This is a genomic window from Hymenobacter sp. BT188 (assembly GCF_014333585.1).
Classification (GTDB): domain Bacteria; phylum Bacteroidota; class Bacteroidia; order Cytophagales; family Hymenobacteraceae; genus Hymenobacter.
Genome location: NZ_JACSCW010000013.1, coordinates 1 through 20,930, shown reverse-complemented (window position 1 = coordinate 20,930; position 20,930 = coordinate 1). Strand labels below are relative to the sequence as shown.

Annotated in this window: 24 protein-coding genes; 21 read left to right on the top strand and 3 right to left on the bottom strand. The window is 65.3% G+C overall.

What is annotated here, in order from left to right:
* Nucleotides 1-16: 16 nt before the first annotated feature.
* Nucleotides 17-295 carry a hypothetical protein gene (locus H8B13_RS20465; protein ID WP_187312663.1) on the bottom strand — a complete coding sequence of 93 codons (279 nt, stop codon included), beginning with the start codon at nucleotides 293-295 and terminating at the stop codon, nucleotides 17-19.
* A gap of 3 nt (nucleotides 296-298) precedes the next feature.
* Between H8B13_RS20465 and H8B13_RS20460 the strand changes: the two genes are divergently transcribed.
* The 9 genes from H8B13_RS20460 (at nucleotide 299) to H8B13_RS20420 (ending at nucleotide 8,886) form a co-directional block, all read left to right on the top strand.
* Nucleotides 299-523 carry a heavy metal-binding domain-containing protein gene (locus tag H8B13_RS20460; RefSeq protein ID WP_187312662.1) on the top strand — a complete coding sequence of 75 codons (225 nt, stop codon included), beginning with the start codon at nucleotides 299-301 and terminating at the stop codon, nucleotides 521-523.
* 101 nt (nucleotides 524-624) lie between these two features.
* On the top strand, nucleotides 625-1,881 hold the full coding sequence (locus H8B13_RS20455) for a TolC family protein (RefSeq protein ID WP_133271145.1): 1,257 nt from the start codon (nucleotides 625-627) through the stop codon (nucleotides 1,879-1,881).
* A gap of 1 nt (nucleotide 1,882) precedes the next feature.
* A complete protein-coding gene (locus tag H8B13_RS20450) occupies nucleotides 1,883-2,497 on the top strand; it encodes a hypothetical protein (protein WP_133271144.1) in 615 nt (204 codons plus the stop codon).
* The gene (locus H8B13_RS20445; RefSeq protein ID WP_133271143.1) at nucleotides 2,481-3,626 is read left to right on the top strand and encodes an efflux RND transporter periplasmic adaptor subunit; all 1,146 of its coding nucleotides are present in this window, start codon (nucleotides 2,481-2,483) and stop codon (nucleotides 3,624-3,626) included. Before H8B13_RS20450 ends, H8B13_RS20445 begins: the two co-directional genes overlap by 17 nt.
* A 38-nt stretch (nucleotides 3,627-3,664) precedes the next feature.
* Nucleotides 3,665-4,183 (top strand): YybH family protein, encoded by a 519-nt coding sequence (locus tag H8B13_RS20440; protein ID WP_133271142.1) that lies wholly within the window; start codon nucleotides 3,665-3,667, stop codon nucleotides 4,181-4,183.
* A 102-nt stretch (nucleotides 4,184-4,285) separates the two neighbouring features.
* The gene (locus tag H8B13_RS20435) at nucleotides 4,286-7,507 is read left to right on the top strand and encodes an efflux RND transporter permease subunit (RefSeq protein WP_166075256.1); all 3,222 of its coding nucleotides are present in this window, start codon (nucleotides 4,286-4,288) and stop codon (nucleotides 7,505-7,507) included.
* Nucleotides 7,508-7,510: 3 nt separating this feature from the next.
* Entirely contained in the window at nucleotides 7,511-7,822 is a 312-nt protein-coding gene (locus tag H8B13_RS20430; RefSeq protein ID WP_133271141.1) for a DUF6122 family protein, read from the top strand.
* A 48-nt stretch (nucleotides 7,823-7,870) separates the two neighbouring features.
* Nucleotides 7,871-8,464 (top strand): helix-turn-helix transcriptional regulator, encoded by a 594-nt coding sequence (locus H8B13_RS20425; RefSeq protein WP_165963427.1) that lies wholly within the window; start codon nucleotides 7,871-7,873, stop codon nucleotides 8,462-8,464.
* A 50-nt stretch (nucleotides 8,465-8,514) separates the two neighbouring features.
* Entirely contained in the window at nucleotides 8,515-8,886 is a 372-nt protein-coding gene (locus H8B13_RS20420; protein WP_394347193.1) for a four-helix bundle copper-binding protein, read from the top strand.
* Nucleotide 8,887: 1 nt separating this feature from the next.
* Here the strand turns inward: H8B13_RS20420 and H8B13_RS20415 are convergent, their stop codons facing one another.
* Complete coding sequence (locus H8B13_RS20415) at nucleotides 8,888-9,028, bottom strand: hypothetical protein (protein WP_165963426.1); 141 nt, start codon at nucleotides 9,026-9,028, stop codon at nucleotides 8,888-8,890.
* A 23-nt stretch (nucleotides 9,029-9,051) separates the two neighbouring features.
* Between H8B13_RS20415 and H8B13_RS20410 the strand changes: the two genes are divergently transcribed.
* From H8B13_RS20410 to H8B13_RS20360, 11 genes are all read left to right on the top strand, one after another.
* Complete coding sequence (locus H8B13_RS20410) at nucleotides 9,052-9,696, top strand: hypothetical protein (protein ID WP_222841501.1); 645 nt, start codon at nucleotides 9,052-9,054, stop codon at nucleotides 9,694-9,696.
* Between the two features lie 276 nt (nucleotides 9,697-9,972).
* The gene (locus H8B13_RS20405) at nucleotides 9,973-10,311 is read left to right on the top strand and encodes a DUF6799 domain-containing protein (protein ID WP_133271139.1); all 339 of its coding nucleotides are present in this window, start codon (nucleotides 9,973-9,975) and stop codon (nucleotides 10,309-10,311) included.
* A gap of 89 nt (nucleotides 10,312-10,400) precedes the next feature.
* Nucleotides 10,401-11,075 carry a class I SAM-dependent methyltransferase gene (locus tag H8B13_RS20400; protein ID WP_187312661.1) on the top strand — a complete coding sequence of 225 codons (675 nt, stop codon included), beginning with the start codon at nucleotides 10,401-10,403 and terminating at the stop codon, nucleotides 11,073-11,075.
* 53 nt (nucleotides 11,076-11,128) lie between these two features.
* Entirely contained in the window at nucleotides 11,129-11,719 is a 591-nt protein-coding gene (locus H8B13_RS20395) for a hypothetical protein (RefSeq protein ID WP_133271137.1), read from the top strand.
* Between the two features lie 85 nt (nucleotides 11,720-11,804).
* The gene (locus H8B13_RS20390; RefSeq protein ID WP_133271136.1) at nucleotides 11,805-13,094 is read left to right on the top strand and encodes an efflux RND transporter permease subunit; all 1,290 of its coding nucleotides are present in this window, start codon (nucleotides 11,805-11,807) and stop codon (nucleotides 13,092-13,094) included.
* Nucleotides 13,094-15,121, top strand: coding sequence for an efflux RND transporter permease subunit (locus tag H8B13_RS20385; RefSeq protein WP_187312660.1), 2,028 nt, complete (start codon nucleotides 13,094-13,096; stop codon nucleotides 15,119-15,121). Before H8B13_RS20390 ends, H8B13_RS20385 begins: the two co-directional genes overlap by 1 nt.
* Nucleotides 15,114-16,385 (top strand): TolC family protein, encoded by a 1,272-nt coding sequence (locus tag H8B13_RS20380; protein ID WP_133271133.1) that lies wholly within the window; start codon nucleotides 15,114-15,116, stop codon nucleotides 16,383-16,385. Before H8B13_RS20385 ends, H8B13_RS20380 begins: the two co-directional genes overlap by 8 nt.
* The gene (locus tag H8B13_RS20375; RefSeq protein WP_166075251.1) at nucleotides 16,369-17,625 is read left to right on the top strand and encodes an efflux RND transporter periplasmic adaptor subunit; all 1,257 of its coding nucleotides are present in this window, start codon (nucleotides 16,369-16,371) and stop codon (nucleotides 17,623-17,625) included. Before H8B13_RS20380 ends, H8B13_RS20375 begins: the two co-directional genes overlap by 17 nt.
* The gene (locus H8B13_RS20370) at nucleotides 17,622-18,776 is read left to right on the top strand and encodes an efflux RND transporter periplasmic adaptor subunit (protein ID WP_133271130.1); all 1,155 of its coding nucleotides are present in this window, start codon (nucleotides 17,622-17,624) and stop codon (nucleotides 18,774-18,776) included. The genes H8B13_RS20375 and H8B13_RS20370 overlap by 4 nt, the downstream gene beginning before the upstream one ends.
* A 56-nt stretch (nucleotides 18,777-18,832) precedes the next feature.
* Nucleotides 18,833-19,531: a ceramidase gene (locus H8B13_RS20365; protein WP_261990499.1), complete on the top strand. Its 699-nt coding sequence runs from the start codon at nucleotides 18,833-18,835 to the stop codon at nucleotides 19,529-19,531.
* Between the two features lie 191 nt (nucleotides 19,532-19,722).
* The gene (locus H8B13_RS20360; protein WP_133271128.1) at nucleotides 19,723-19,929 is read left to right on the top strand and encodes a heavy-metal-associated domain-containing protein; all 207 of its coding nucleotides are present in this window, start codon (nucleotides 19,723-19,725) and stop codon (nucleotides 19,927-19,929) included.
* Nucleotides 19,930-20,009: 80 nt separating this feature from the next.
* On the opposite strand, the gene H8B13_RS20355 is transcribed toward H8B13_RS20360, so the two are convergent.
* Nucleotides 20,010-20,270 carry a hypothetical protein gene (locus H8B13_RS20355; protein ID WP_133271127.1) on the bottom strand — a complete coding sequence of 87 codons (261 nt, stop codon included), beginning with the start codon at nucleotides 20,268-20,270 and terminating at the stop codon, nucleotides 20,010-20,012.
* Between the two features lie 74 nt (nucleotides 20,271-20,344).
* Here H8B13_RS20355 and H8B13_RS20350 point away from each other — a divergent pair, with 74 nt between their 5' ends.
* Complete coding sequence (locus H8B13_RS20350; RefSeq protein ID WP_133271126.1) at nucleotides 20,345-20,737, top strand: metal-sensing transcriptional repressor; 393 nt, start codon at nucleotides 20,345-20,347, stop codon at nucleotides 20,735-20,737.
* Nucleotides 20,738-20,930 lie beyond the last annotated feature (193 nt).

Here is a 20,930-nt window from a genome sequence, read left to right as displayed (position 1 = left end):
GCTGCTCGCCGCTCCCCTATCCCTGTCGGCCCAGCACAGCCACAAGCCCAACACCGCGCCGCACGGCCACAAAGCCGCGGGCGAATCGCACGCCCATAAGTCCCCCCACGGCGGCATCGTACGCACGGCCGGCACCCTGCACATCGAACTCGTGCAGCACCCCACGGAGCTCCACGTGTACCTGCTCGACGCCAACGAGGCGACGGTTACCACCACCCGGCCGACCGGCTCGGTTATGCTGCTGACCACGGCCAATAAAACCAGCACCGTGGCGCTCACCCCAACCGGGGACCACCTGGTGGCCAAGCTGCCCGCCGGCACGGCCCTACGCACGGCCATCGTCAACCTGAAAGCGGGGGGCAAGACCCTGTCGGCGCGGTTTGAGAAGCTGAACGCGACCACGGCCGCGCCGGCGAAGGCCGTGGGGGCCGCCTACCTCTGCCCCATGCAGTGCGAAGGCAGTGCCAGCGACAAGCCCGGCAGCTGCCCCAAGTGCGGCATGGCCCTGGTTAAAAAGAGCTAAGCAACGTCGGCCGGGGACAGCATCCTGACCCCCGGCCTTTGGGCCACGCGCCGTCCTCTGCTGGCAGGGGACGGCGCGCAGGCGAGTTAAAACCTGATTGTATGAAGTACCCTGAAATGAAAGGAATAGGTTGGAGGAGGCTTCCCCTGCTCGGGCTCGTGCTGGGGCTGCTGGGCTTCGGCACCGGGCCAGCGCGGGCGCAAACGGTCCTTAGCCTGGACAGCGCCGAGGCCCAGACCCTGCGCCGCCACCCGCGGCTGCGCCAGGCCGACGAAGAAATCGCCGAGCAGCGCGCCCTCAAACGTGGCTCCTTCGCGCCCGCTAACCCCGACTTTCTGTTGGCGGCGCCCACGGGCGAGATGTGGGCCCCGGGCGTGGTGCAAACCATTGACCTGCCCAACGTGTACCGGCGGCAGCGCCAAGTGGCCCAGGCCGGCATCACCCTGGCCGAGCGCAACCGCGAGGTCAGCCGCGCCAGCGTGCTGCGCGACACCCGGCTGGCGTACCTGAACCTGCAGTTCGCCGCGGCGCAAGTGCGGCAGTTCACGGCCCAGGACAGCTTGTATCGGGCCCTGCGCCTGGCCACGGACCGGCTGTTCGCGGCCGGGGAAGTCACCTCCCTGCAGCGCATCAGCACCGACGCCGAGGCCCGGCAGATAACCGTGCAGCTGCAGCAGGCCACCGACGATCTGCGCGCCGCCCAGCGCCGCCTGGGGCTGCTGCTGGGCCAGCCCACGGCGACGCTGGTGGCGAGCACCGACCTGCGCCAAACGGGCCGGGCGCTCACCCAAACGGGAGCAGCCCTGCTTAGCAGTTTGCCCCTGGAAGACAGCAGCGCTCTGCTGCGCAGCCCGGCCCTGGCCTACGCCACCCAGGGCGTGGCCCTGAGCCAGTCCGGCATCAGCCTGGTGCGGGCCCGGCGCACGCCGGCGCTGACGGTAGGCTATCAGAATCAGGCCTTTGAAAACTCGGCTCTCAAGTACCGCTTTCAATTTGGCGTGTCGGTGCCGATCTGGTTCTGGACCTACCGCTCCCAGCTGCAGGCGGCCACGGCCCGCGCGCGCTCCGCCGACTACCAGCTGCAAACCCAGCGCCTGGAGCTGGGCAGCCAGTACCAGCAGGCGCTGGCGGACACGCGCAAGTTTTCGACCTCCCTCGCGTACTACGAGCAGACCGGCGTGCCCCAGGCCCAGGCCATCATCAGCCAGTCCCAGCGCCTGTTTCGGGCGGGCGAAATCAGCTACCTGTTCCTGATCCAAAGTCTGAATCAGGCCTTCACCATTCAACAAACTTACCTGACGACCATCCGCGACTACCAGCAGGCGCTGGTGGAGCTTAACTACCTGCGAGGCGAATAAGATGAAACAACTGCTGATGCTACTGCTGGGTTTGCTGCTCGTGAGCCGCGCCCACGCCCACGGGGGCGAAGACCACGGCGAGGGAGCCCAAGCCGGCACCCCCGCCGGGGCCACCTCCTTTTCCGTGGCGGCCCTGTCCGAACAGTTCGAAGTGCTGCTGCGCTACGCGCCGCTGGACGGCGGCCAGCCCGCCGACCTGCGGCTGTTCCTGTCGGACTACGCCACCAACGCCCCCATCAAGGGCGCCAAGCTGACCCTGACCAACCCGGAAGATGCGAACCTAAAGTGGGCCGTGACGGAGCAAGAACCCGGCATTTACCTGGTGGAAGGGGAGTTTCCGGCTAACAAGACCTACAGCTTCACGGCCAACATCGTGGCCGGGGAGCAAGCGGATCTGCTGCTGCTCGAAGGCATCAAGGTCGGCCAAAAGCTGCCCGTAGCCGCTGCCGCGCCGGTAGCTGCCTCTCCGTTTTCCTCCTGGAAGACCGTGCTGGCCCTGGTGGGCGCCTTTGCCCTCGGCATTGGCCTGACGGCCCTGCTGCTGCGCCGCCGCCCACGCCGCGCGGAAGAGTCCATTTCCACGCCTACCCCTGCAGTCTATGAAAACCAAGCATAAATTCCTCGCCGCCGCGGCCGCCACTACGCTGGTGCTCACCGTGCTGCTGCCCCCACCCGCTGCGGTGCTCGGCCACGGGGGGGAAGACCACGGGGCCGCCGCCCCCGCGAGCCCCGGCGTCGCCCTCACCGATGAGGTGCTGCTGCCCAAGGAAAGCCAGTTCCTGTTTAAGGTGGGCACCAGCCTGGCCAGCTACTCCCAAACCTACAGCCGGGCCACGCTCTACGGCACGGTTTCGGCCGCCGCCGGCGGCGAAGGGCCGATTGTGGTGCCTCAAACGGGCCGCATTGTCAGCCTCCCCGCCCGGGTAGGCCAGCAAGTGCGGGCCGGGCAGACGCTGGCCGTCATCGAGCAAACCTTGGCCGCGACCGAGCAGATCGGGCTCAGCACGGAGCGGGCCAACGCCCAGGCCGAGCTGCGCGCGGCTCAGCAGGAGTACGCCCGCCTGCAAAGCATTGCCGACATCGCCGCGCGCAAAGACGTAGTGGCCGCCGAGCTGCGCCTGCGCCAGGCCCGGCAGAACGCCAGCATCTATAACGGCCAGGCCAGCAACCGCCGCGTGTCCATCCTCTCGCCCATCAGCGGCACGGTGGACGTGTTCTCGCTGGCCGTAGGCCAGCAAGTAAACCAGGGGGATGAGCTCTTCCGCGTCATCAACCCCCGCAAGCTGCGCGTCGAAGCCCAGGTGTTTGCCCAGGATCTGGCCAAGGTGTCGCCCGGGGCGAAGTTCCGGGTGGAAGGCCTGCAGGGCCAGGCCGGGGTAGCGGCCCGCCTGGTGGTGTTCAGCAACGTGGTGAACCCCGTGAATCAAGCCCGGCAACTGGTGCTCGAACTCGACGGCGCGGCCGGCAGTGCCTACCGCGCGGGCCAGGCGGTGAACGTGCAGGTAGTCGGCCAAAGTGGCGGCAGCGAGCCCCAGCTGGTGGTGCCTACCTCGGCCGTCACCGACCTGAACGGCAAGCCCGTGGTGTTCGTGCACACCGCGCCCGAGCGCTTTAAGATTCAGTACGTGCAGCCCGGCGCCGTCAACGGCGAGCAGACCGTGCTAGCCCAGGGCGAGGTCAACGAAAACGACCGGGTCGTCACCACAGGCACCTACCAGCTCAAATCCATTTACCTCAACCAGTAACCCACCCGCCCCCACCGGGGGCCTTCTCTTCCCCTCCCATGAAACATGTTCTTGCCTTCGCGGCGCTGACCGCTACCCTTGCTGTTGCCGCCCCCACGGCGCAGGCCCAAACCACCCCGGCTGCTGCCCCCGGGTCGGCGGCTGACGAGGCCGCCGTCAAAGCAACGCTGACCAAGTACCAACAGGCCGTGCAGAAGCTGGACACCACGGGCACCCACCGCCTGTTCACGGCCAACTCGCAGGTGTTCGAGTCGGGGGGGGTGGAAGGCACCTACCAGCACTACGCCGCCCACCACCTGGCGCCGGAGCTGAAGGAGTTCAAGGCCTTCACCTTCAGCGACTACCAAGCCGCGGTGCAGGTGGATGGCCCCTACGCCTTCGCCACGGAAACCTACACCTATACCATCAACCTGAAACCCGATCCCAAAGAGAAGGAAGCCAAGGCGCCCATCGTCCGCCGCGGGGTGGCCACGTCCGTGCTGCGCAAAAACGCCGCCGGCCAGTGGCAAATCATGACCACCCACTCCTCGGCCCGCACGCCCCGCGTCAAAAAATAAGTTGTCCGGTGGGCCCGGACTGCGGCCTAGGACGCTGCCGATTTCGGGAGGGGAGGTGCCACCCGGCCGCCTTCACTTCTTCCTCTTTTGCGCTAACAACCGATGCTTGATAAGATAATTCGCTTTGCCCTGCAGAACCGCCTGCTCATGCTGGCCTTCGCCGTAGGCCTGCTTTTGGCCGGGGCGTACACGGCCCAGCAGCTGCCCGTGGACGTGCTGCCTGACCTGGACCGCCCCCGCGTGACCGTCTTCCTCGAATCCCCGGGTATGGCCCCCGAGGAAGTAGAGGCGCTGGTGACGCTGCCCGTGGAGACGGCCCTGAACGGGGCCACCGGCGTGTCGGCCGTGCGCTCCAACTCGGCCATCGGCCTGGGCATGGTGTTCGTGGAGTTCGACTACGGCACGGACATCTTCACCGCCCGCCAGATCGTCAGCGAAAAGCTGCAGACCGTGGGCGAGCAGCTGCCCACGGGCATCACCCCGGTGCTGGGTCCTATCTCCTCGGTGATGGGCCAGATCATGCTCGTAGGCCTGTCGGGCGGCAAGGAAACCAACGCCGCCGACTTGCGCACCCTGGCCAACTACACCGTGCGCCAGCGCCTGCTCTCGATTCCGGGTGTGGCCCAGGTCATCCCTATTGGCGGCGACAACCTGCAGTACCAGGTGCTGCTGGATATGGCCCGCCTGAACGCGACGGGCATCACCGTTAACCAGGTGGAGGACGCGCTGCGCAACTCCAACCTGAATACCACCGGCAACTTCTTCGACCGCAACGGCTCGGAGGTGCTCATCCGCAACCTGGGCCGCCTGCGCTCGGTCACGGACATCGAAAACATCATCGTGGGCTACCGCGAGCAGTCGCCCGTGCGCGTGGTCGACATCGCCCGCGTGGAGTTCGGCGCCCGCTTCAAGCGCGGGGACGGCAGCGTAAACGGCAAGCCGGCCGTAATTCTGAGCATCGAGAAGCAGCCGGGCGCGGCCACCGTGGGCCTCACCGAGGCCGTAGAAAAAGCGCTGGTGGAGCTCAAGCCCTCTTTGCCCAAGGACGTGCAGGTCAACACCCGCTTGTTCAAGCAGTCCGAGTTTATTGAGTCGTCCATCACCAACGTGGAGGAGGCCCTGCGCGACGGCGCCATCCTGGTGATCATCGTGCTGTTCGCCTTTCTGCTGAACGTGCGCACCACCTTCATCTCGCTGGTGGCCATCCCGCTTTCGCTGCTGGTGACGGCGCTCGTGTTTCGCGCGGCGGGCATCTCCATCAACACCATGACCCTGGGCGGGCTGGCCATTGCCATCGGCGAGCTCGTGGATGATGCCATCGTGGACGTGGAAAACGTGTATCGGCGCCTACGGGAAAACCGGCAGCTGCCCAGGCCGCGGCCGGTGCTGAAAGTCATCTATGCCGCCAGCTCGGAGGTGCGCAACTCCATCGTGTACGCCACCATCATCGTGGTGCTCGTGTTCCTGCCTCTATTCGCGCTCGAGGGCATGGAAGGCCGCATTTTTGCGCCCCTGGGCATCGCCTACATCACCAGCATCGTGGCCTCGCTGTTTGTCTCGCTCACCATCACGCCGGTGCTGTGCTACTACCTGCTGCCGAAGATGAAGCAGATGGACCACCCCGAAACCGACGGGGGCCTGGTGCGCTGGCTCAAGAAAAAAGATACCCGCCTGCTGGGCTGGGGGCTGCAGCATCCCAAGCTGGTGCTCACCTCCACCGCCTTGCTCTTTGTGATGGCGGCGGCCATGGTGCCCTTCTTCGGCACGGAGTTTCTGCCGCCCTTTAACGAGGGCTCGCTGACGGTGAACTTCTCGGCCCCCGCCGGCACCTCCCTCACCGAGTCCAACCGCCTGGGCACCATCGGCGAGGAGCAGATGCTCAAGATTCCGGAAGTGGCCTACACCGCCCGCCGCACGGGCCGCGCCGAGCTCGACGAGCACGCCGAGTCCGTCAACAACTCGGAAATCGAGGTGGCCTTCAAAACCGAAGAGGAGCTGGCAAAGGAGGGCCGCGAGATGCGCAGCCGGGATGAGATCCTGGCCGACATGCGCGACAAGCTCAGCCTGATCACCGGCGTGAACGTGAACATTGGCCAGCCCATCTCCCACCGCCTGGACCACCTGCTCTCGGGCGTGCGGGCCCAGGTCGCCATCAAGGTTTTTGGCAACGACCTGCTCGAATTGCGCCGCTACGCCAACGAAGTCCGCGCCGCCGCGGCCACGGTGCCGGGCGTGGTGGACCTACAGGTGGAAAAGCAGGTGCAGATCCCCCAGCTGCTCATCCGCCCCCGGGAGGACGCCCTGCGCGCCTACGGCATGGAGCGGGGCGAAGTGGTGCAGGACCTGGAAACCCTCTTTCAGGGCGCCGTGGTGTCGCAGATGCTCAACGGCCAGCAGCGCTTCGACTTGATCGTCAAGCTGCCCGAAAGCCAGCGCAACGACCTGACCGCCATTGGCCAGACCCGCATTGAAACGCCCACGGGGGCCCTAATCCCCGTCAGCCAGGTGGCCGACATTCTCTACGAGCCCGGCCCCAACACCGTCAACCACGAAAATACCCAGCGCCGCATCACCATCTCCCTGAACGTGGCCGAGCGTGACCTGGGCTCCACCGTGAAGGAGATTCAGCAGAAAGTCAGCCAGCAGGTCAAGCTGCCCGCGGGCTACTACCTGACCTACGGGGGGCAGTTCGAGAGCCAGCAGTCGGCCTCCCAGAAGATTCTGTGGCTGAGCTTGTTTTCGCTGGCCGGCATTTTCCTGGTGCTCTACTCGCACTTCAAGTCCACCTACATGGTCGGGCAGATCATGCTCAACATTCCCCTGGCCCTGATTGGCTCGGTGGTGGCGGTGCTGCTCACCGGGGGCACGTTCAGCATCGCCTCGCTCGTGGGCTTCATCACCCTGACGGGCATTGCCTCGCGCAACGGCATCATGATGATTTCCCACTACATCCATCTGGTGGAGCACGAGGGGGAGAAATTCGGTAGGCGCATGATTGTGCGCGGCTCCCTGGAGCGCCTGGTGCCCGTGCTGATGACCGCTCTGGTGGCGGCCCTGGCCCTGGTACCGCTGACGCTGGCCAAGGACGCGCCGGGCAAGGAAATCCTGTACCCGGTGGCTACCGTCATTCTGGGCGGCCTGCTCTCCTCCACGTTCCTGGACATCATCGTCACGCCCGTGGTGTTCTGGCTGGTGGGCGAAAAAGCCCTGGCCCAGTATTTCGCTTCCCACCAGGAAGTAGGCCTCGACGACCACCCGCAGGAACTGGATGCCCAGCCGCTGACGCCGGCCGGGGACCGCAACCCGGTGCTGCCCGTGCGCTAAGGGATGCTGCACGCTTTTCTCCATATCACGGTGCCCGGCCTCGTCGCCCTGGGGTTTTACCGGCCCCACTGGCGGCGGGTCTGGCTGGTGCTGGCCGCCGCGTTGCTGCTCGACCTGGATCATTTGTGGGCCACGCCCTTCTACGACGCGGAGCGGTGCAGCATCAACTTCCACACCTTCCACACCTACTGGGCCATCGGCGCCTACGGGCTGCTGCTCGTGCCCGCCCGCACCCGGGTGTGGGCCGTGGGCTTTCTGCTGCACATGGTGCTGGACTACACCGAGTGCTGGCAACGCGGTATCTACCTGCCTTAACGCCGCGTACTGATGGCCCCTCACCCCGACGCTGCTTCGCCTACCACCGTGCTCTTCATCAAGCACATGGTCTGCGCGCGCGGTATTCGGGTGGTGCGCCGGGAGCTGGAAGGGCTGGGCCTGCAGGTGCTCGACGTGCGGCTGGGCGCCGCTACGGTAGCCGGCCCGGCGGAAGCGGTGGACTGGCCCCGGGTGCGGGCCACGCTGGCCGCGGCCCGGTTCGCGCTGCTCGAAACCTGGCACCAGACGCTGGTAGAGCGAGTGAGCGAGGCGGTAAACCGGCGGCTGCGTCAACCGGGGGAGGTGCTGCGGCACCGAGCGTTTGGGGAGGCGGTTGCCCAGGAGCTGGGGTTGTCGTATCCGCAGCTCAGCGCGGCCTTTGCCCGGCTGGGCACCGGCCAAACCCTGGCGGGTTACCTCCTCGGTGAGCGCCTGGCTTATGCTCAGGAGCTGCTGGCCTCCTCAGCCCTCGGCGTGGGCCTCATTGCCCGGCGGCTGGGGTACAGCAGCCTGGCGCACTTCTCCGGCCAGTTCCGGCGCCTGACCCGCTGTTCGCCTTCCACGTATCGCCGGCGGCTCGGCGCCGAGTTGCTTCCGGCCAAGACCACAAAGGCCCTAAATGATGCAAGGGAAGGGGGATAATATGTAAAACCGCAGATAGAAGGGGGGGGTATACCTATACAGCGGCCCGGTTGGGTTGCTTATTCCCTTACCTAACCCTCTTTCCTATGCATACCCAAAACCAATCTCTGCTCGACGCCCTCAATGCCTGCATCGCCGCCTGCGAGCACTGCGCCACCGCCTGCCTGCAGGAAGAAAACGTGCAGATGATGGCCCGCTGCGTCCTGCTCGACCGCGACTGCGCCGACATCTGTGCCCTCACCGCCCGATTTGTGGCCCGCGGCTCGGAGCACGCCGCCCATTTGCTGAAAGAGTGCGCCGAAATCTGCAAGGCCTGCGGCGATGAGTGCGAGCAGCACGGCGCCCACTCCGCGCATTGCCGCGAGTGCGCCGAGGCTTGTCGCCGCTGCGAACAAGCCTGCCGCCAGGGCATGGCCGCCTAGCTTACCCCGCCTGACTTTCCAGCAGCCAGCCGGTATTCGTACCAGCTGGCTGCTGCTGTTTTTCGGGGCCTAAAAAACAGGCAGGTGGTTGGCGCACTTCTGTAGCGTAGCCTACCCCAGGGCCGGTAAATTCGCGGGCCATCTCCGTCTCTCAATTCCATGTCGATGACTTTATCCCCGCTCCTGCGCAAGTTCATGCTCACGGCCCATATCACGTTCTCCGTGGGCTGGCTCGGGGCGGTAGCCGTGTTCCTGGCCCTGGCCATCACCGGGCTGACCAGCGAGGATGCCTTGCTGGTGCGCACGGCGTACCTGGCCATGGGACTCAGCGGCTGGTTGATTATTGTGCCCTCCAGCCTGGGGGCGTTGCTCACGGGCGTGGTGCAGGCCCTGGGTACGCCGTGGGGGCTCTTCAAGCACTATTGGGTGCTGGTGAAGCTGGTGCTCACGGTGGGGGCTACGCTGCTGCTGCTGCTCCACATGCAGCCCATCAGCTACCTGGCCGAAGTGGCCGCTAAAACGGATCTTTCCGCGACCGATCTGCGTGGACTGCGCCTGCAACTGCTGGCCGATGCCGCCGCCGCGCTGGTGGTGCTGCTGGCGGCCACCGCTATTTCGGTGTACAAGCCCTGGGGGCGGATCGGCCAGTGGCGCCGGCAACAACGCGAACACACCCAGCGGGTAGCCGCTGGGCGCGCTTCGGCGGCGCCCACGCCGTGGGGGCGGTACGTGCTCTTCATCCTTTTGGGGGCGGGCCTGCTGTTGGTTATCCTCAAACACCTGTTAAGTGGGGGCATGGGGCATCATTAGCGCCTGCCCGCTAACGCCTGACTGGGTGGCGCGGGCCACTAGCAGGGCCGCTTAGGCGACTGCCCTGGTTCCCAGATATCCATTTCCACTCCTCAAAGTACCGGCCCGGCGGGGCTTTCGTGCCGGGCCTTTCGGCAGGGGGTAAGCCATCACTGCTGGGTAGACTATGATAAAGGTCATGTGCTTCGGGCACGAAGATCATGGGGAGGGCCTCCCCAAAGCCGGAATTTTGCTCGCTCTTATTACGCTCTCCCGCGTGCGCCCTGCCGTCCCGTTATGAAGAAGCTACCCTTTCTGCTGTTCGTTTTCCTGCTGCTGGGGCTCGCCAGCGCCTCCCACGCGCAGACCAGTCCCCCTGGCCCGGCGGCCGCCCTGCCGCTGCACGACTACTGCGTGCTGAAGGACGGCCGGATGATGTTCGTTCAGGGCGGCCAGCTGCTGCCGATGACCCAACCCATGACCATGCGCGACGGCACCGTCTGCCGAACTAATGGTAGCTGCACCCGCAAGGATGGCACCGTCATCCAGATGAAAGAAGGGGAGCACATGATGAAGAATGGCAAAATCATGAAGAACCCGCGCTTCTTGAGCAAAGGCGCGAAAGCCGGGGCCTGAGCCCTCCACGGCCCGCCACCTGCGGACTCTTGCCCTGCCTGTTTTCGGTAGGGTAGTTGGGTTCCACCACTCTTTCTACGCTATTGCTGATGTCCGTTTCCACCGCTTCGGCCCGCACAACCTCGACCCGGCGCCTGTATTCCAGCCGCCCCGGTCTCTACGAGACCATGATCGGGCTGCTGCGCTACCCGCAGGGGCTGACCCGGTACTTTGCGCAGGCCGACTTTCTGCGGCCCGACCTGAAGGTGCTCGACGCGGGCTGTGGCACTGGGGCGGCCACCATAGCCCTGCACACGGCCCTAGCGGGGCGCCACTTGCTGCCGGCCCGGTTTCACGCCTTCGATGTGACGCCGCGCATGCTCCGCCGGTTCGCCCGGCACTTGGACCAGCACCCTGTGGTCGGCATTGAGCTGGAAGTAGCCGATGCCCTGGACTTAGGCACGCTGCCGGCCGGCTGGTGGGACTACGACCTGATTATCTCCTCGGCCATGCTCGAATACCTGCCCAAGGCCGATCTGGCGGCGGCGCTGGAGAGCCTGCGGCTCCGGCTGCGGCCGGCCGGCACGCTCGTGGTGTTTATCACGCGGCAGAGCCCGTACATGGTGCCGTTTATCGGCCGGTGGTGGCACGCCAACCTCTACGACAAGTCGGAGCTGCACCAAGCCTTTCGGCAAGCGGGCTTTAGGCAGCTCGATTTTCAGGCCTTTCCCCGCCCGTACCGCTACCTCAACTGGTGGGGCCACGTCGTGGTCGCCCGCCTCTAAGGTGGGGCTGCTGCTTTCCGCCCTTTCCTCCTCCAAGCCTCTTGTCCACTGTCATGCAAACTTACTTTTTTGCCCTGCTGAGCCTGCTGATGGCCGTGGCCACCAGTGCCCGGGGGCAGACCGCCCGGCTGGGCAGCGGACTGTACCGCTCGGCCGAAGACTTCCGCCAGCACCGCCTCACGCTGGGCGTGGACTGCAAAACGGCAACCCACAAGCTGCGCCTACATGAGTTCAGCGGCAAGCCCACCATGACGGTCATTCACGGGGGCAGATCGTATCAGGTAGCCAAGGACAGCCTATTTGGGTTTCGTGACTGCGACGGACGCGACTATCGGTTTGCCTCCAATAATCAGCACTATCCCATCCTAAACCCCGGCGAGGAGTTGCTACTCTATAAGGTGGAGCAGCCCACCGTGGGCAAGAGCCCCGGCTTTGTGCGCCTGTTTTTTAGCCCCAACGCCGAAGCGCCCCTGCAGCCGCTGACGCTGCTGGCTGTCAAAAAGGCCTTCCCCAACAACCACCGCTTTCACGACCTGCTCGACGCGCAGCTTCCGCACGGCAATCTCACCGCCTACGACCAGATGCACCGCATGACCAAAATCAACTGGCTGCTCCAGCAAAGCCGGACGGGAGCGGCGCACTGAGCGCCTATCCAACGACACAGCGGCGGGCCCTTGCTGCTGGCAAAGCGCAGCGCCCACTTTTTATGAATCACCACTTCAATCTTACATGTTAGAACGCCTGATTTCCTGGTCGGTGAACCACCGCTTCTGGGTCAGTCTGCTTGCGGGCTTGCTGGTGGCGGGCGGCGTGTATTCTATTTACACGACGCCGGTGGACGCGCTACCGGATTTGTCGCAGAACCAGGTCATCATCTACACGGAGTGGATGGGGCGCAACCCGCAGATTATGGAGGACCAGGTGACTTACCCGCTGGTGTCCAACCTGCAGGGCGTGCCCCGGGTTAAGTCCATTCGCGCCGCTTCCATGTTCGGTATGAGCTTCGTCTTTATGATATTTGAGGACGACGTGGACATCTACTGGGCCCGCTCGCGGGTGCTGGATCGGCTAAACTACGCGCAGAAGTTCCTGCCGCCCAATATCACGCCCTCCCTGGGGCCCGATGGCACGGGCGTAGGCCACGTGTTCTGGTACACGCTGCAGGCCCCCGACTACAACCTGGGCGAGCTGCGCGCCCTGCAGGACTGGTACGTCAAGTTTGCCCTGCAAAACGTGGAGGGCGTAAGCGAAGTGGCTTCCTTCGGTGGCTTCCAGAAGCAGTACCAGGTGAGCATCAACCCCCACAAGCTGCTCTACTACGACATCCCCCTGACCAAGGTCATCAGCGCCATCAACCGCAACAACCGCGACGTGGGCGGCAGCCTGTTCGAGAGCAACCGGGCCGGCTACCTGGTTAAGGGCCTGGGCTACATCAAGAGCGTCGAAGACATCCAGAACATTCCCCTGGGCCAGTACAAGTCCGTGCCCGTGCGTATCCGCGACGTGGCCACGGTGCAGATGAGCGCCGACTTGCGCCTGGGAATCGCCGACGAAAACGGCGAGGGCGAGGTGGTAGGCGGCATCGTGGTGATGCGCTACGGCGAAAACGCTAAGGAGGTCATTGACCGGGTGAAAACCCGCCTCGCTGACGTGGCCAAGGGCCTGCCGCCCGGCGTGAAATTCAAGGTGGCCTACGACCGCAGCGACCTGATTATGGCCGCCATCGGCACGCTGAAGGAGACCATTTCCGAGGAGCTGATTGTGGTGTGCATTGTGGTGCTGGTGTTCCTGTTTCACTTCGGCTCGGGGCTGGTGGCCATCGTCAACATTCCGCTCTCCATCCTTATCGGCTTCATCCTGATGAAGCTGTTCGGGGTCTCGTCCAACCTCATGTCGCTCGGCGGCGTGGCCCTGGCGGTGGGCGACCTGGTGGACTCGGGCATCGTGATGGCGGAAAATGCCTACCGCCAGCTCACCGACCGGGTGGTGGGGCCGGACCAGCCCAACGACGCCACCTGATGATGGAGAAACAACGCATTGGCCACACCCGTGAGCTGCCCGAAGCCGAGCGCATCCGCCTCATCGAGCAGTCGGCCCGCACCATTGGCCGCGCCGTGGTGTCGTCCATTCTCATCACGCTCGTCTCATTTGCCCCCATCCTGCTGCTGACGGGCCAGGAAAAAAAGCTGTTTACGCCCCTGGTGCTCACCAAGAGCTTTTGTCTGGTGGGCTCGGCCCTGGTGGCCGTGCTCATCCTGCCCATGGCCCTGCGGGTGCTGCTCAAGGGCAAGCTGATTCCTAATAGCCGCAACCCGGTGTCGCGCTTCTTCACCGGGGTGTTCGGGCCGGTGGTGCGGCTGGCGCTGCGCTGGAAAAAGACGGTGCTGGCCCTGGTGCTGGCCCTGGTGCTGGGCAGCATTCCGCTGGTGCTGAGCACCGGCACCGAGTTCATGCCGCCGCTCGACGAAGGCTCACTGCTGATGATGCCCACTACGCTGCCCGACGTGTCTTACGCCGAGGCCAAGCGCATTTTGCAGGTGCAGGACAAGCTGCTGATGGGCTTCCCGGAGGTGGCCAACGTGCTGGGCAAGGCCGGCCGGGCCAACACGGCCACCGACAACGCCCCGCTGAGCATGATTGAAACCATCATCCTGCTCAAGCCCCGCGACCAGTGGCGCGACGGCATGACCACGGAAAAGCTGATTGCGGAAATGAATCAGCGGGTGCGCATTCCGGGCGTGGCCGTGGGCTGGACCCAGCCCATCATCAACCGCATCAACATGCTTTCTACCGGCATCCGCACCGACGTGGGCGTGAAAATCTACGGCGCCGACCTGGACAGCATCTACGTACTGGCGCAGCAGGTAAAGCAGGCCATCAGCGGCATTGAGGGCCTGGCCGACCTCTACGTGGAGCCGCTCACGGGGGGCAAGTACCTGGAAATTGCCGTGCGGCGCCACGAGCTGGCCCGCTACGGCCTGGACGTGGACGACGTGGGCGTGCTCATCGAAACGGCCCTGGGCGGAGCCCGCATCGGCACCACGGTGGAAAAGCGGGAGCGGTTCACCATCAACGTGCGCCTGGCCCAGGACTTCCGCAACAACCTGCAGGAGCTGGGGCGCGTGCCGGTGCAAACGGCCCAGTACGGCCCGGTGCCGCTCTCGGCCGTGGCCGAGCTGCGCATCACCGAGGGGCCGGCCATGATCAACTCGGAAAACGCCCTGCTGCGGGGCACGGTACTCTTCAACGTGCGCGGCCGCGACATGGGCAGCGTGGTGAACGAGGCCAAGGAACGGGTGGCGGCCCACTTCCCCCGCCTGCCCCAGGGCTACTATATCGAGTGGAGCGGGCAGTACGAAAACCAGGTCAGTGCCCAAAAGCGGCTCCAGCTCATCATTCCGGGGGTGCTGCTCGTCATCTGCTTCATTCTCTATTTTACGTTCAAGGCCATGCGGGAGGTGCTTATCATCCTCTCGGGCATCCCCCTGGCTTTGATTGGGGGCGTGTACTCGCTGCACCTGTTCGACGTCAACTTTTCGGTGTCCGTGGCCGTGGGCTTCATTGCTCTGTTCGGCGTGGCTATGGAAACGGGGGTGCTCGTAGTGGTGTACCTCAACCAGGCCCTGGGCGACTTGGTGCGCTCCCGCCAGCCACCGGCTCTGCCAGATGGGGCGGCCCCGCCGCTCACTGCCCCGCCACCACCCGATGCAGCAATGCCCGGAGTGCCCGCGGGGGTCGTGGCCCCCGCGCCGCCAATGCCACCGATCACGCAGCAGGACATTGAAAAGGCCGTGTACGCCGGCGCCGTGCTGCGCATTCGGCCGGTGCTGATGACGGTAGTGGTGGACATGCTGGGCCTGTTTCCAGTGCTCATTGCCACCGGCGTGGGCAGCGACCTGATGCGGCCGCTGGCCCTGCCTTACGTGTTCGGCCTGGTCACGGCCACCCTGTACGCCCTCGTGGTGGTGCCCGCCCTCTTTGCCCTGGTGAAGGAATGGGAATGGCGCCGCACCGGGCAGCTGACTTACCTCACCCTCCATGATTAACGCCATGCCTCGTCTGTTGTGTATCCTGCTGCTGGGGGCGGCCCTGAGCGGGCCCGCGCCGGTCCGCGCCCAAGTTCAAGCTCCCGCCGCGCCCACGCTTTCCCTGGCTCAGGTGCTGGCCGGGGTGGAAGCCAGCTACCCCTCGCTGACGGCCTACCAGCGCCGCATTCAGGCCCTGGATGCGCGGGCGGCGGGGGCCCGCAGCCAGATGCCGCCGCAGGTGGGCTTCGGGCTAGCCCAATATCCCTACCGCACGGCCATCCTCAAGGAAATGGACTCACCCGAAAATCAGGCTGGTATGGTCGTGTCTGTCGAGCAGATGCTGACCAATCCCGCCAAGCTCAACGCCCGGCGCGACCTGCTGCGGGCGCAGGGGCAGGTGGTGCAGGCCGAGCAGCGCGGGCAGCTCAACGAGCTGCGCGCCGGGGCCAAGGCGGCGTATTACCAGCGGTTCGTGGCCGAGCGCAAGCGGCGCGTGCTAAGCCAAAGCCGGCGCACCCTGCAGCGCGTGGTTGCCCTCACCCGCGACCGGTACACCTACAACCAGGCCGCGCTGGGTACCCTGTTCAAAGCCGAGGCCCAGCTCAAGGAGCTGGACAACACCGACGCCACCCTGCTCTCGCTTATTCGCGAAGGCAGCATCGTGCTCAACACCCTGCTGGGCCAGCCCACCGACCGGGCGTTTGCCCTCGACACCGCCCAGCTGCTGCGCCCTGATTTCGCCGACACCACGGTGGCGCGCCGCAGCGACCTGGCCGCCGGCGAGCGGATGATTGAAGCCACGCGCCTAGAGCAGAAAATTGCCCGCCTAGGCCGCAAGCCCGACTTTGGCGTCCGCTTCGAGCACATGCAGATGACACCGGGCATGGCCAACCGTTACACCCTGATGGGTATGGTCACAGTCCCCATCGCGCCCTGGTCGGCCCGCCTGTACCGGTCCGAAGAGCAGGCCGTGGCCCTGCAGCTCGACGAGCAACAGCTCATGCAGCAGGCCCTGCGCCTACAAGCCCACCGGGCCGTGGCCGAAAAGCGCAGCCAGCTCCGGGCCGGCCACGAGCAGCTGCACAACTACGAAACCGCCATCCTGCCCGCCTACCGCCGCGCTTTCGAGGTGCAGAACCTGGCCTACGGCCAAACCACGGGCAACCTGTTCGTGCTGCTCGATGCCTGGCAGATGCTGCTGATGAAGCAGATGGACTATTGGGACACCTACGGGCAGGTCCTCGCCCTGCAAGCAGCCTACGACTATGAAACCGAGCAATAACTCGCTATTCTCGGCCGCCAACCTCACCGGCTGGCGCACGGCCCTCGTGCTGGGCGTCAGCGTCCTGGCTGGCTGCGGCCGGGATGAGCCACTGGCTGCCTCCGGTGCTAAGCCTGAACCAGTCACGGTGTCGGGGCTGCCTGCCTCGGCTGACCATCTGCTGCAGTCACCCAGCCGGCTAGTGGTATCCGCGCAAGCGTTGGTGGCACCCGTTGGGGCCGGCATGGCTGACTCCATTGCCCTGACCGGCTACGTGGCTCCCGACCCCCGGCGGCAGCGGCAGGTGAGCGCCCGCGCGGGCGGCCGCGTGGAGCGCCTGTACGTGCGCTACAACTACCAGCGCGTGCAGGCCGGCCAGCGGCTGCTCGACCTCTACAGCCCCGAACTCAACACGGCCCTGCGCGAATACCAGTACCTGGTGGCCCAGGGCGTGGACGCGGATTTGCAGCAGCGCAGCCGCGCCAAACTGCAGCTGCTGGGCGTGTCCGCCAGCCAACTGGCCAGTGACTCTAAAAACGCCACTCCTACGCTGCTCATTGTCAGCCCCTACGCCGGCTACGTCGTGCCGAGCCAAGTGGCCCCAGCGGCGGCCATGCCGGCGGCGGCCGGGGGCATGGGGGCTACGGCCACTGACGATGGCATGGGTTCCGCGCCGGCCGCGCCGGCCGCCGGCGCAACCGCCCCCGCCGCGGGGAGTGGGCTGCGCGAAGGCGGCTACGTAGCCGTGGGCGACCCGCTCTTTACCATCAACGACCTGCGGCAGGTGTGGGGCATCCTGGCCGTCGAAGCCCGCTACGTGGACCGCGTGCGGCCGGGCCAGCGGGTCCGGCTCCGCAGCGAGCTGAACCCCGGGCAGCTCATCGAAGCGCGGGTAGCCTACATTGAACCCGCCTTCGCCCCGGACCAGAAGTTCCTGCAGGTGCGCGTGTACCTGGACAACGCCGCCGGCCAACTCAAAGTCAACTCCCTGCTCACCGGCACGCTGGAAGCCCCGGCCCCGCGCGGGCTGCAGCTACCAGCATCCAGCGTATACGACACCGGGCGGCGGCACCTGGTGTGGGTGCACCGCGGCACGACCGCCGCCGGCCGCCGCCTTTTTGAGGCCCGTACCGTCACCACCGGCCCGTTGGGCGGGCCGATGGTGGCCATTCTGGCGGGCCTCGGCCCCCAGGAAAAAGTGGCGCGGGAAGCCGGCTACCTGGTCGACAGTGAAAGCTTTTTAGACCCCCAAACGCCATGAGCCCGTACCTAAAAGCCGACTTTCGAATGCCACGCGGCCTGCGGTGGCTGGCGCTACTCCTGGCCCTGACCAGCGGGCTGGGGGCTTGCCGATCGCGCAAAACAGCACCGGATGCCCAAGCACCGGAACACGCCGGGATGGCTACGGATGCCCATCAGCAGCACGGCAAATCTGAAACGACACGGGACACGCTGGGCATCGACGCGGGCCAGCAGGCGCGCGCGGGCCTGCAAACCCGCTTGGTAACGACGACAAGCCTGCCCGCCGAGCTGCTGGTACTGGGCACCGTGGCGGCCGACGAAAACAGCACCGTGGTGGTCAGCGCCCGGGTCGATGGCCGCCTCGACCACCTGTACGCCAATACCCCGGGCCAGCTCATCCGGCGCGGCCAGCCCCTTTACGGCCTCTACAGCGAGCAGCTTCTGAGTGACGCGCAGGAATACGTGCGCATGGGCGGTGCGTCGTCCTCGGCGGGAGGCAAAGCCGCCGCCGCCAAGCTCCGCCTGCAAGGGGTCAGCGCCGCCCAGATTGCCGCCCTTAACGCCGGCCCCCTGCCGGCCACGCTGCGCTTCGACAGCCCGGCCGGCGGCTACCTGGGCGAGCTGCTGGTGCGCGAGGGCCAGTACGTGACGCGCGGCACGCCGCTGCTGCGCATTACCAACGCCGCCACGGTGTGGGTGGAGGCCCAGCTCTACGCTTCGGAGCTGCAGGTGCTGCGCCGGGTGGGGCGCCTGCAGGTGGAAGTGGAGGCCTACCCCGGCCAGCGCTTCGAGGCCCGGCTGGTGGACGAGCGGCCCGTGCTGGAAGAAGACCGCAAGATTAACCTGGTTCGGCTGCAGGTGGCCAACCCCGACGGGCAACTGCGCCCCGGCATGATGGCCACGGTACTGGTGGGCCAGCGGGCCCGTTCCTCCACCGCCGCTCCCGCGACGGCCCTCAACGTCGGCAACATGACCACGGTGTGGGTGCAAACGGCCCCCACCGTTTTCGAGCGGCGCATGGTCCGCACGGGCCTGCAGGCCGGCGGCAACGTCGAGATTTTGAGTGGCGTGACGGCGGGCGAGCGGGTCGTTTCCTCCGGGGCGTACCTGCTGGAAAGTGAGCGGGAGCTGCGGCGCGGCGGCGGGGCTATGGCCGGTATGAAGATGTAATCTACCGGCCCGGCGTGCAGTCCTGACCGTTAGTAAGTATTCTCCCCCTTATCTCCATGGATTCCACTGCCTGCCCCTGGCACAGCCTCGAATTCACCGCCGCTGCGTTTTGCGAGGAGTCGGTGTGCGGTTGGGTGCGGCAGCCCGGCAACACGGTCTCCAACCTGGGATTTCTACTCGGGGGCTGGCTTATTTACCGCCACGCCCGGCGCCACGGCCACGCGCACCTGGTGTTGCTGGCCTACATTTCGGTGGTCACGGGCCTGACCTCGGCCTTTTTTCACGCGTCGGAAACGCGGCTCGGGGCCATTCTCGACTTTTCCGGCATCTACCTGGGCTCGGCCTACATGTTTGCCATGAACATCCGCCGGCTCACGCGCTGGGGCAAAGGGCGCATCGGGGCCGTGTATCTGCTCTTTTTCGGGGTCTCTTTTGCCCTGCTGCTCATCGACCCGGACCTGTCCCGCCAGTTCTACGCCCTGCAGAGCTTTGCCTGCTGCGTCGTGCTGGAAGCCATCTTGTTCTTCACCCAGAAAGTCCGGCCGGACTACCGCTGGTTCGGAGCCTTTTGGGCCTCGTTTCTGCTCGGCTACGGGCTGTGGCTGCTGGATGTGCAGCACCTGGTGTGCGACCCCACTAACCACTGGATTTCCGGCCACGCCCTCTGGCACTGGCTCGACGCGCTGGCCCTGTACTGCGTGTACCGGTTGTACACCCAATTCCAGCTCCTGCGATTTGAAGACAGCCGTCCTTAAGAGTTAATTGCCAACCGCGCCAGGGGTGCACAGCAACCATAATACAGCCTCAACCTAACCTGTGGTCCGACGCGGGCTACAAATCATGCAAGCCCCAAGCTTAATTCTGTACCCCTGCCGGCGCACCCCGCGCTAGTTTTGGGTGTTCTTATATCGAACCCGCCCGCCTAGGGCGCTACCTTATTCCTTCCATGAAAACGCTCCAATTCAACACCAACATCAACTGCGGCGGCTGCATTAAAGCCGTGACGCCCACCCTCAACGGCGAGAAAGCCATCACCTCCTGGCAGGTCGATACGGCCAACCCCAACAAGGTGCTGACCGTGACCGGCGACATCACCGAAGAGCAGGTGCTGGCCCTGGTGGAAGATGCCGGCTTTAAAGCCGAGAAGGCCTAAACTCTCTTTTGAGTGCTACCCACGACGTACGGACCGTGGCTTTTCTTCAACTACCCCGCGGCCGTACCGGCGGGCCCATCTTAACCACTAGAACCGATGAAACGCAAGATGATGCTGGTCGGCGCCGCGGCGCTGCTCTCCGGCGGAGCCCTATTTGGCTTCACCAGCCCCGCATCCACTGCGGCTGACTGCCCACTGAAGGGCACCCCCGATTGCCCGCTGGTACAAAACTGCGTGCAGGCCGGTACCCCGGCCTGCATGGCGGGCGCCCCAGCCTGTTGCGCCGCCAAGTAAGTGAACCCAAAGCGTGACTGCGCTAATGAATGAGAAGGAATGTCCAAACACGAATTGGGCATTCTTTTTTTTGCTTGACGGACACCCCTAGGGGCGTGGTTATTGCTGAAAATCGTGAACTATGCTCCCTAAAGATCTCACCCGCGACCTGAAAAGCCGCCTGAACATGCTGGCCGGCCAACTGCACGGCATTGTCAAAATGCTGGACGCGGAAGCCACCGAGCCCGAGCAAATATTGGTGCAGTTTAAGGCCGTGACCAATGGGCTGGGCAGCGCCGAGCACCTGCTGCTGGACGAGGTATTTCGCAAAAGTTTAGCCCTGCAACTCGTGGACGTGGTGAGCGCCTGCCCCGGCAACTGCCAGGACGCCGGGCGCATCGAGGAGTTGCGGCAGCAGTTCCCGAACCTGACGAATGCCGAGCTGACGCAGAAAATGCAGGAGCTGCGCGAGATTGGCGGCCGGCTGGAGCAGCACAATTCCAAGGGGGAGAAAAAAACAGGAAGTAACGCTTGACCGATACCCGGGGAGCGGGCCGAGCTTTGTACTATTACTTATCAACGCCCTTCCATGAAACGCATTATAGAAGTTTTCACCGCCGGGTGCCCCTTGTGCAGCCCCGTGGTCGAGTTGGTTAAAAGCACCGCCTGCAGCAGCTGCGACATCATCACCCACAACCTGACTGAGACCGAAGCCGGCAACCCGGCCC

What these genes read in the sequence shown, in the direction of transcription:
- H8B13_RS20455 (WP_133271145.1), top strand. Translation starts at nt 625, where the DNA reads ATGAAGTACCCTGAAATGAAAGGAATAGGTTGGAGGAGGCTTCCCCTG.
- H8B13_RS20450 (WP_133271144.1), top strand. Translation starts at nt 1,883, where the DNA reads ATGAAACAACTGCTGATGCTACTGCTGGGTTTGCTGCTCGTGAGCCGC.
- H8B13_RS20445 (WP_133271143.1), top strand. Translation starts at nt 2,481, where the DNA reads ATGAAAACCAAGCATAAATTCCTCGCCGCCGCGGCCGCCACTACGCTG.
- H8B13_RS20440 (WP_133271142.1), top strand. Translation starts at nt 3,665, where the DNA reads ATGAAACATGTTCTTGCCTTCGCGGCGCTGACCGCTACCCTTGCTGTT.
- H8B13_RS20435 (WP_166075256.1), top strand. Translation starts at nt 4,286, where the DNA reads ATGCTTGATAAGATAATTCGCTTTGCCCTGCAGAACCGCCTGCTCATG.
- H8B13_RS20430 (WP_133271141.1), top strand. Translation starts at nt 7,511, where the DNA reads ATGCTGCACGCTTTTCTCCATATCACGGTGCCCGGCCTCGTCGCCCTG.
- H8B13_RS20415 (WP_165963426.1), bottom strand. Translation starts at nt 9,028, where the DNA reads ATGGCCCGCGAATTTACCGGCCCTGGGGTAGGCTACGCTACAGAAGTG.
- H8B13_RS20410 (WP_222841501.1), top strand. Translation starts at nt 9,052, where the DNA reads ATGACTTTATCCCCGCTCCTGCGCAAGTTCATGCTCACGGCCCATATC.
- H8B13_RS20405 (WP_133271139.1), top strand. Translation starts at nt 9,973, where the DNA reads ATGAAGAAGCTACCCTTTCTGCTGTTCGTTTTCCTGCTGCTGGGGCTC.
- H8B13_RS20400 (WP_187312661.1), top strand. Translation starts at nt 10,401, where the DNA reads ATGTCCGTTTCCACCGCTTCGGCCCGCACAACCTCGACCCGGCGCCTG.
- H8B13_RS20395 (WP_133271137.1), top strand. Translation starts at nt 11,129, where the DNA reads ATGCAAACTTACTTTTTTGCCCTGCTGAGCCTGCTGATGGCCGTGGCC.
- H8B13_RS20390 (WP_133271136.1), top strand. Translation starts at nt 11,805, where the DNA reads ATGTTAGAACGCCTGATTTCCTGGTCGGTGAACCACCGCTTCTGGGTC.
- H8B13_RS20385 (WP_187312660.1), top strand. Translation starts at nt 13,094, where the DNA reads ATGATGGAGAAACAACGCATTGGCCACACCCGTGAGCTGCCCGAAGCC.
- H8B13_RS20380 (WP_133271133.1), top strand. Translation starts at nt 15,114, where the DNA reads ATGATTAACGCCATGCCTCGTCTGTTGTGTATCCTGCTGCTGGGGGCG.
- H8B13_RS20375 (WP_166075251.1), top strand. Translation starts at nt 16,369, where the DNA reads ATGAAACCGAGCAATAACTCGCTATTCTCGGCCGCCAACCTCACCGGC.
- H8B13_RS20370 (WP_133271130.1), top strand. Translation starts at nt 17,622, where the DNA reads ATGAGCCCGTACCTAAAAGCCGACTTTCGAATGCCACGCGGCCTGCGG.
- H8B13_RS20365 (WP_261990499.1), top strand. Translation starts at nt 18,833, where the DNA reads ATGGATTCCACTGCCTGCCCCTGGCACAGCCTCGAATTCACCGCCGCT.
- H8B13_RS20360 (WP_133271128.1), top strand. Translation starts at nt 19,723, where the DNA reads ATGAAAACGCTCCAATTCAACACCAACATCAACTGCGGCGGCTGCATT.
- H8B13_RS20350 (WP_133271126.1), top strand. Translation starts at nt 20,345, where the DNA reads ATGCTCCCTAAAGATCTCACCCGCGACCTGAAAAGCCGCCTGAACATG.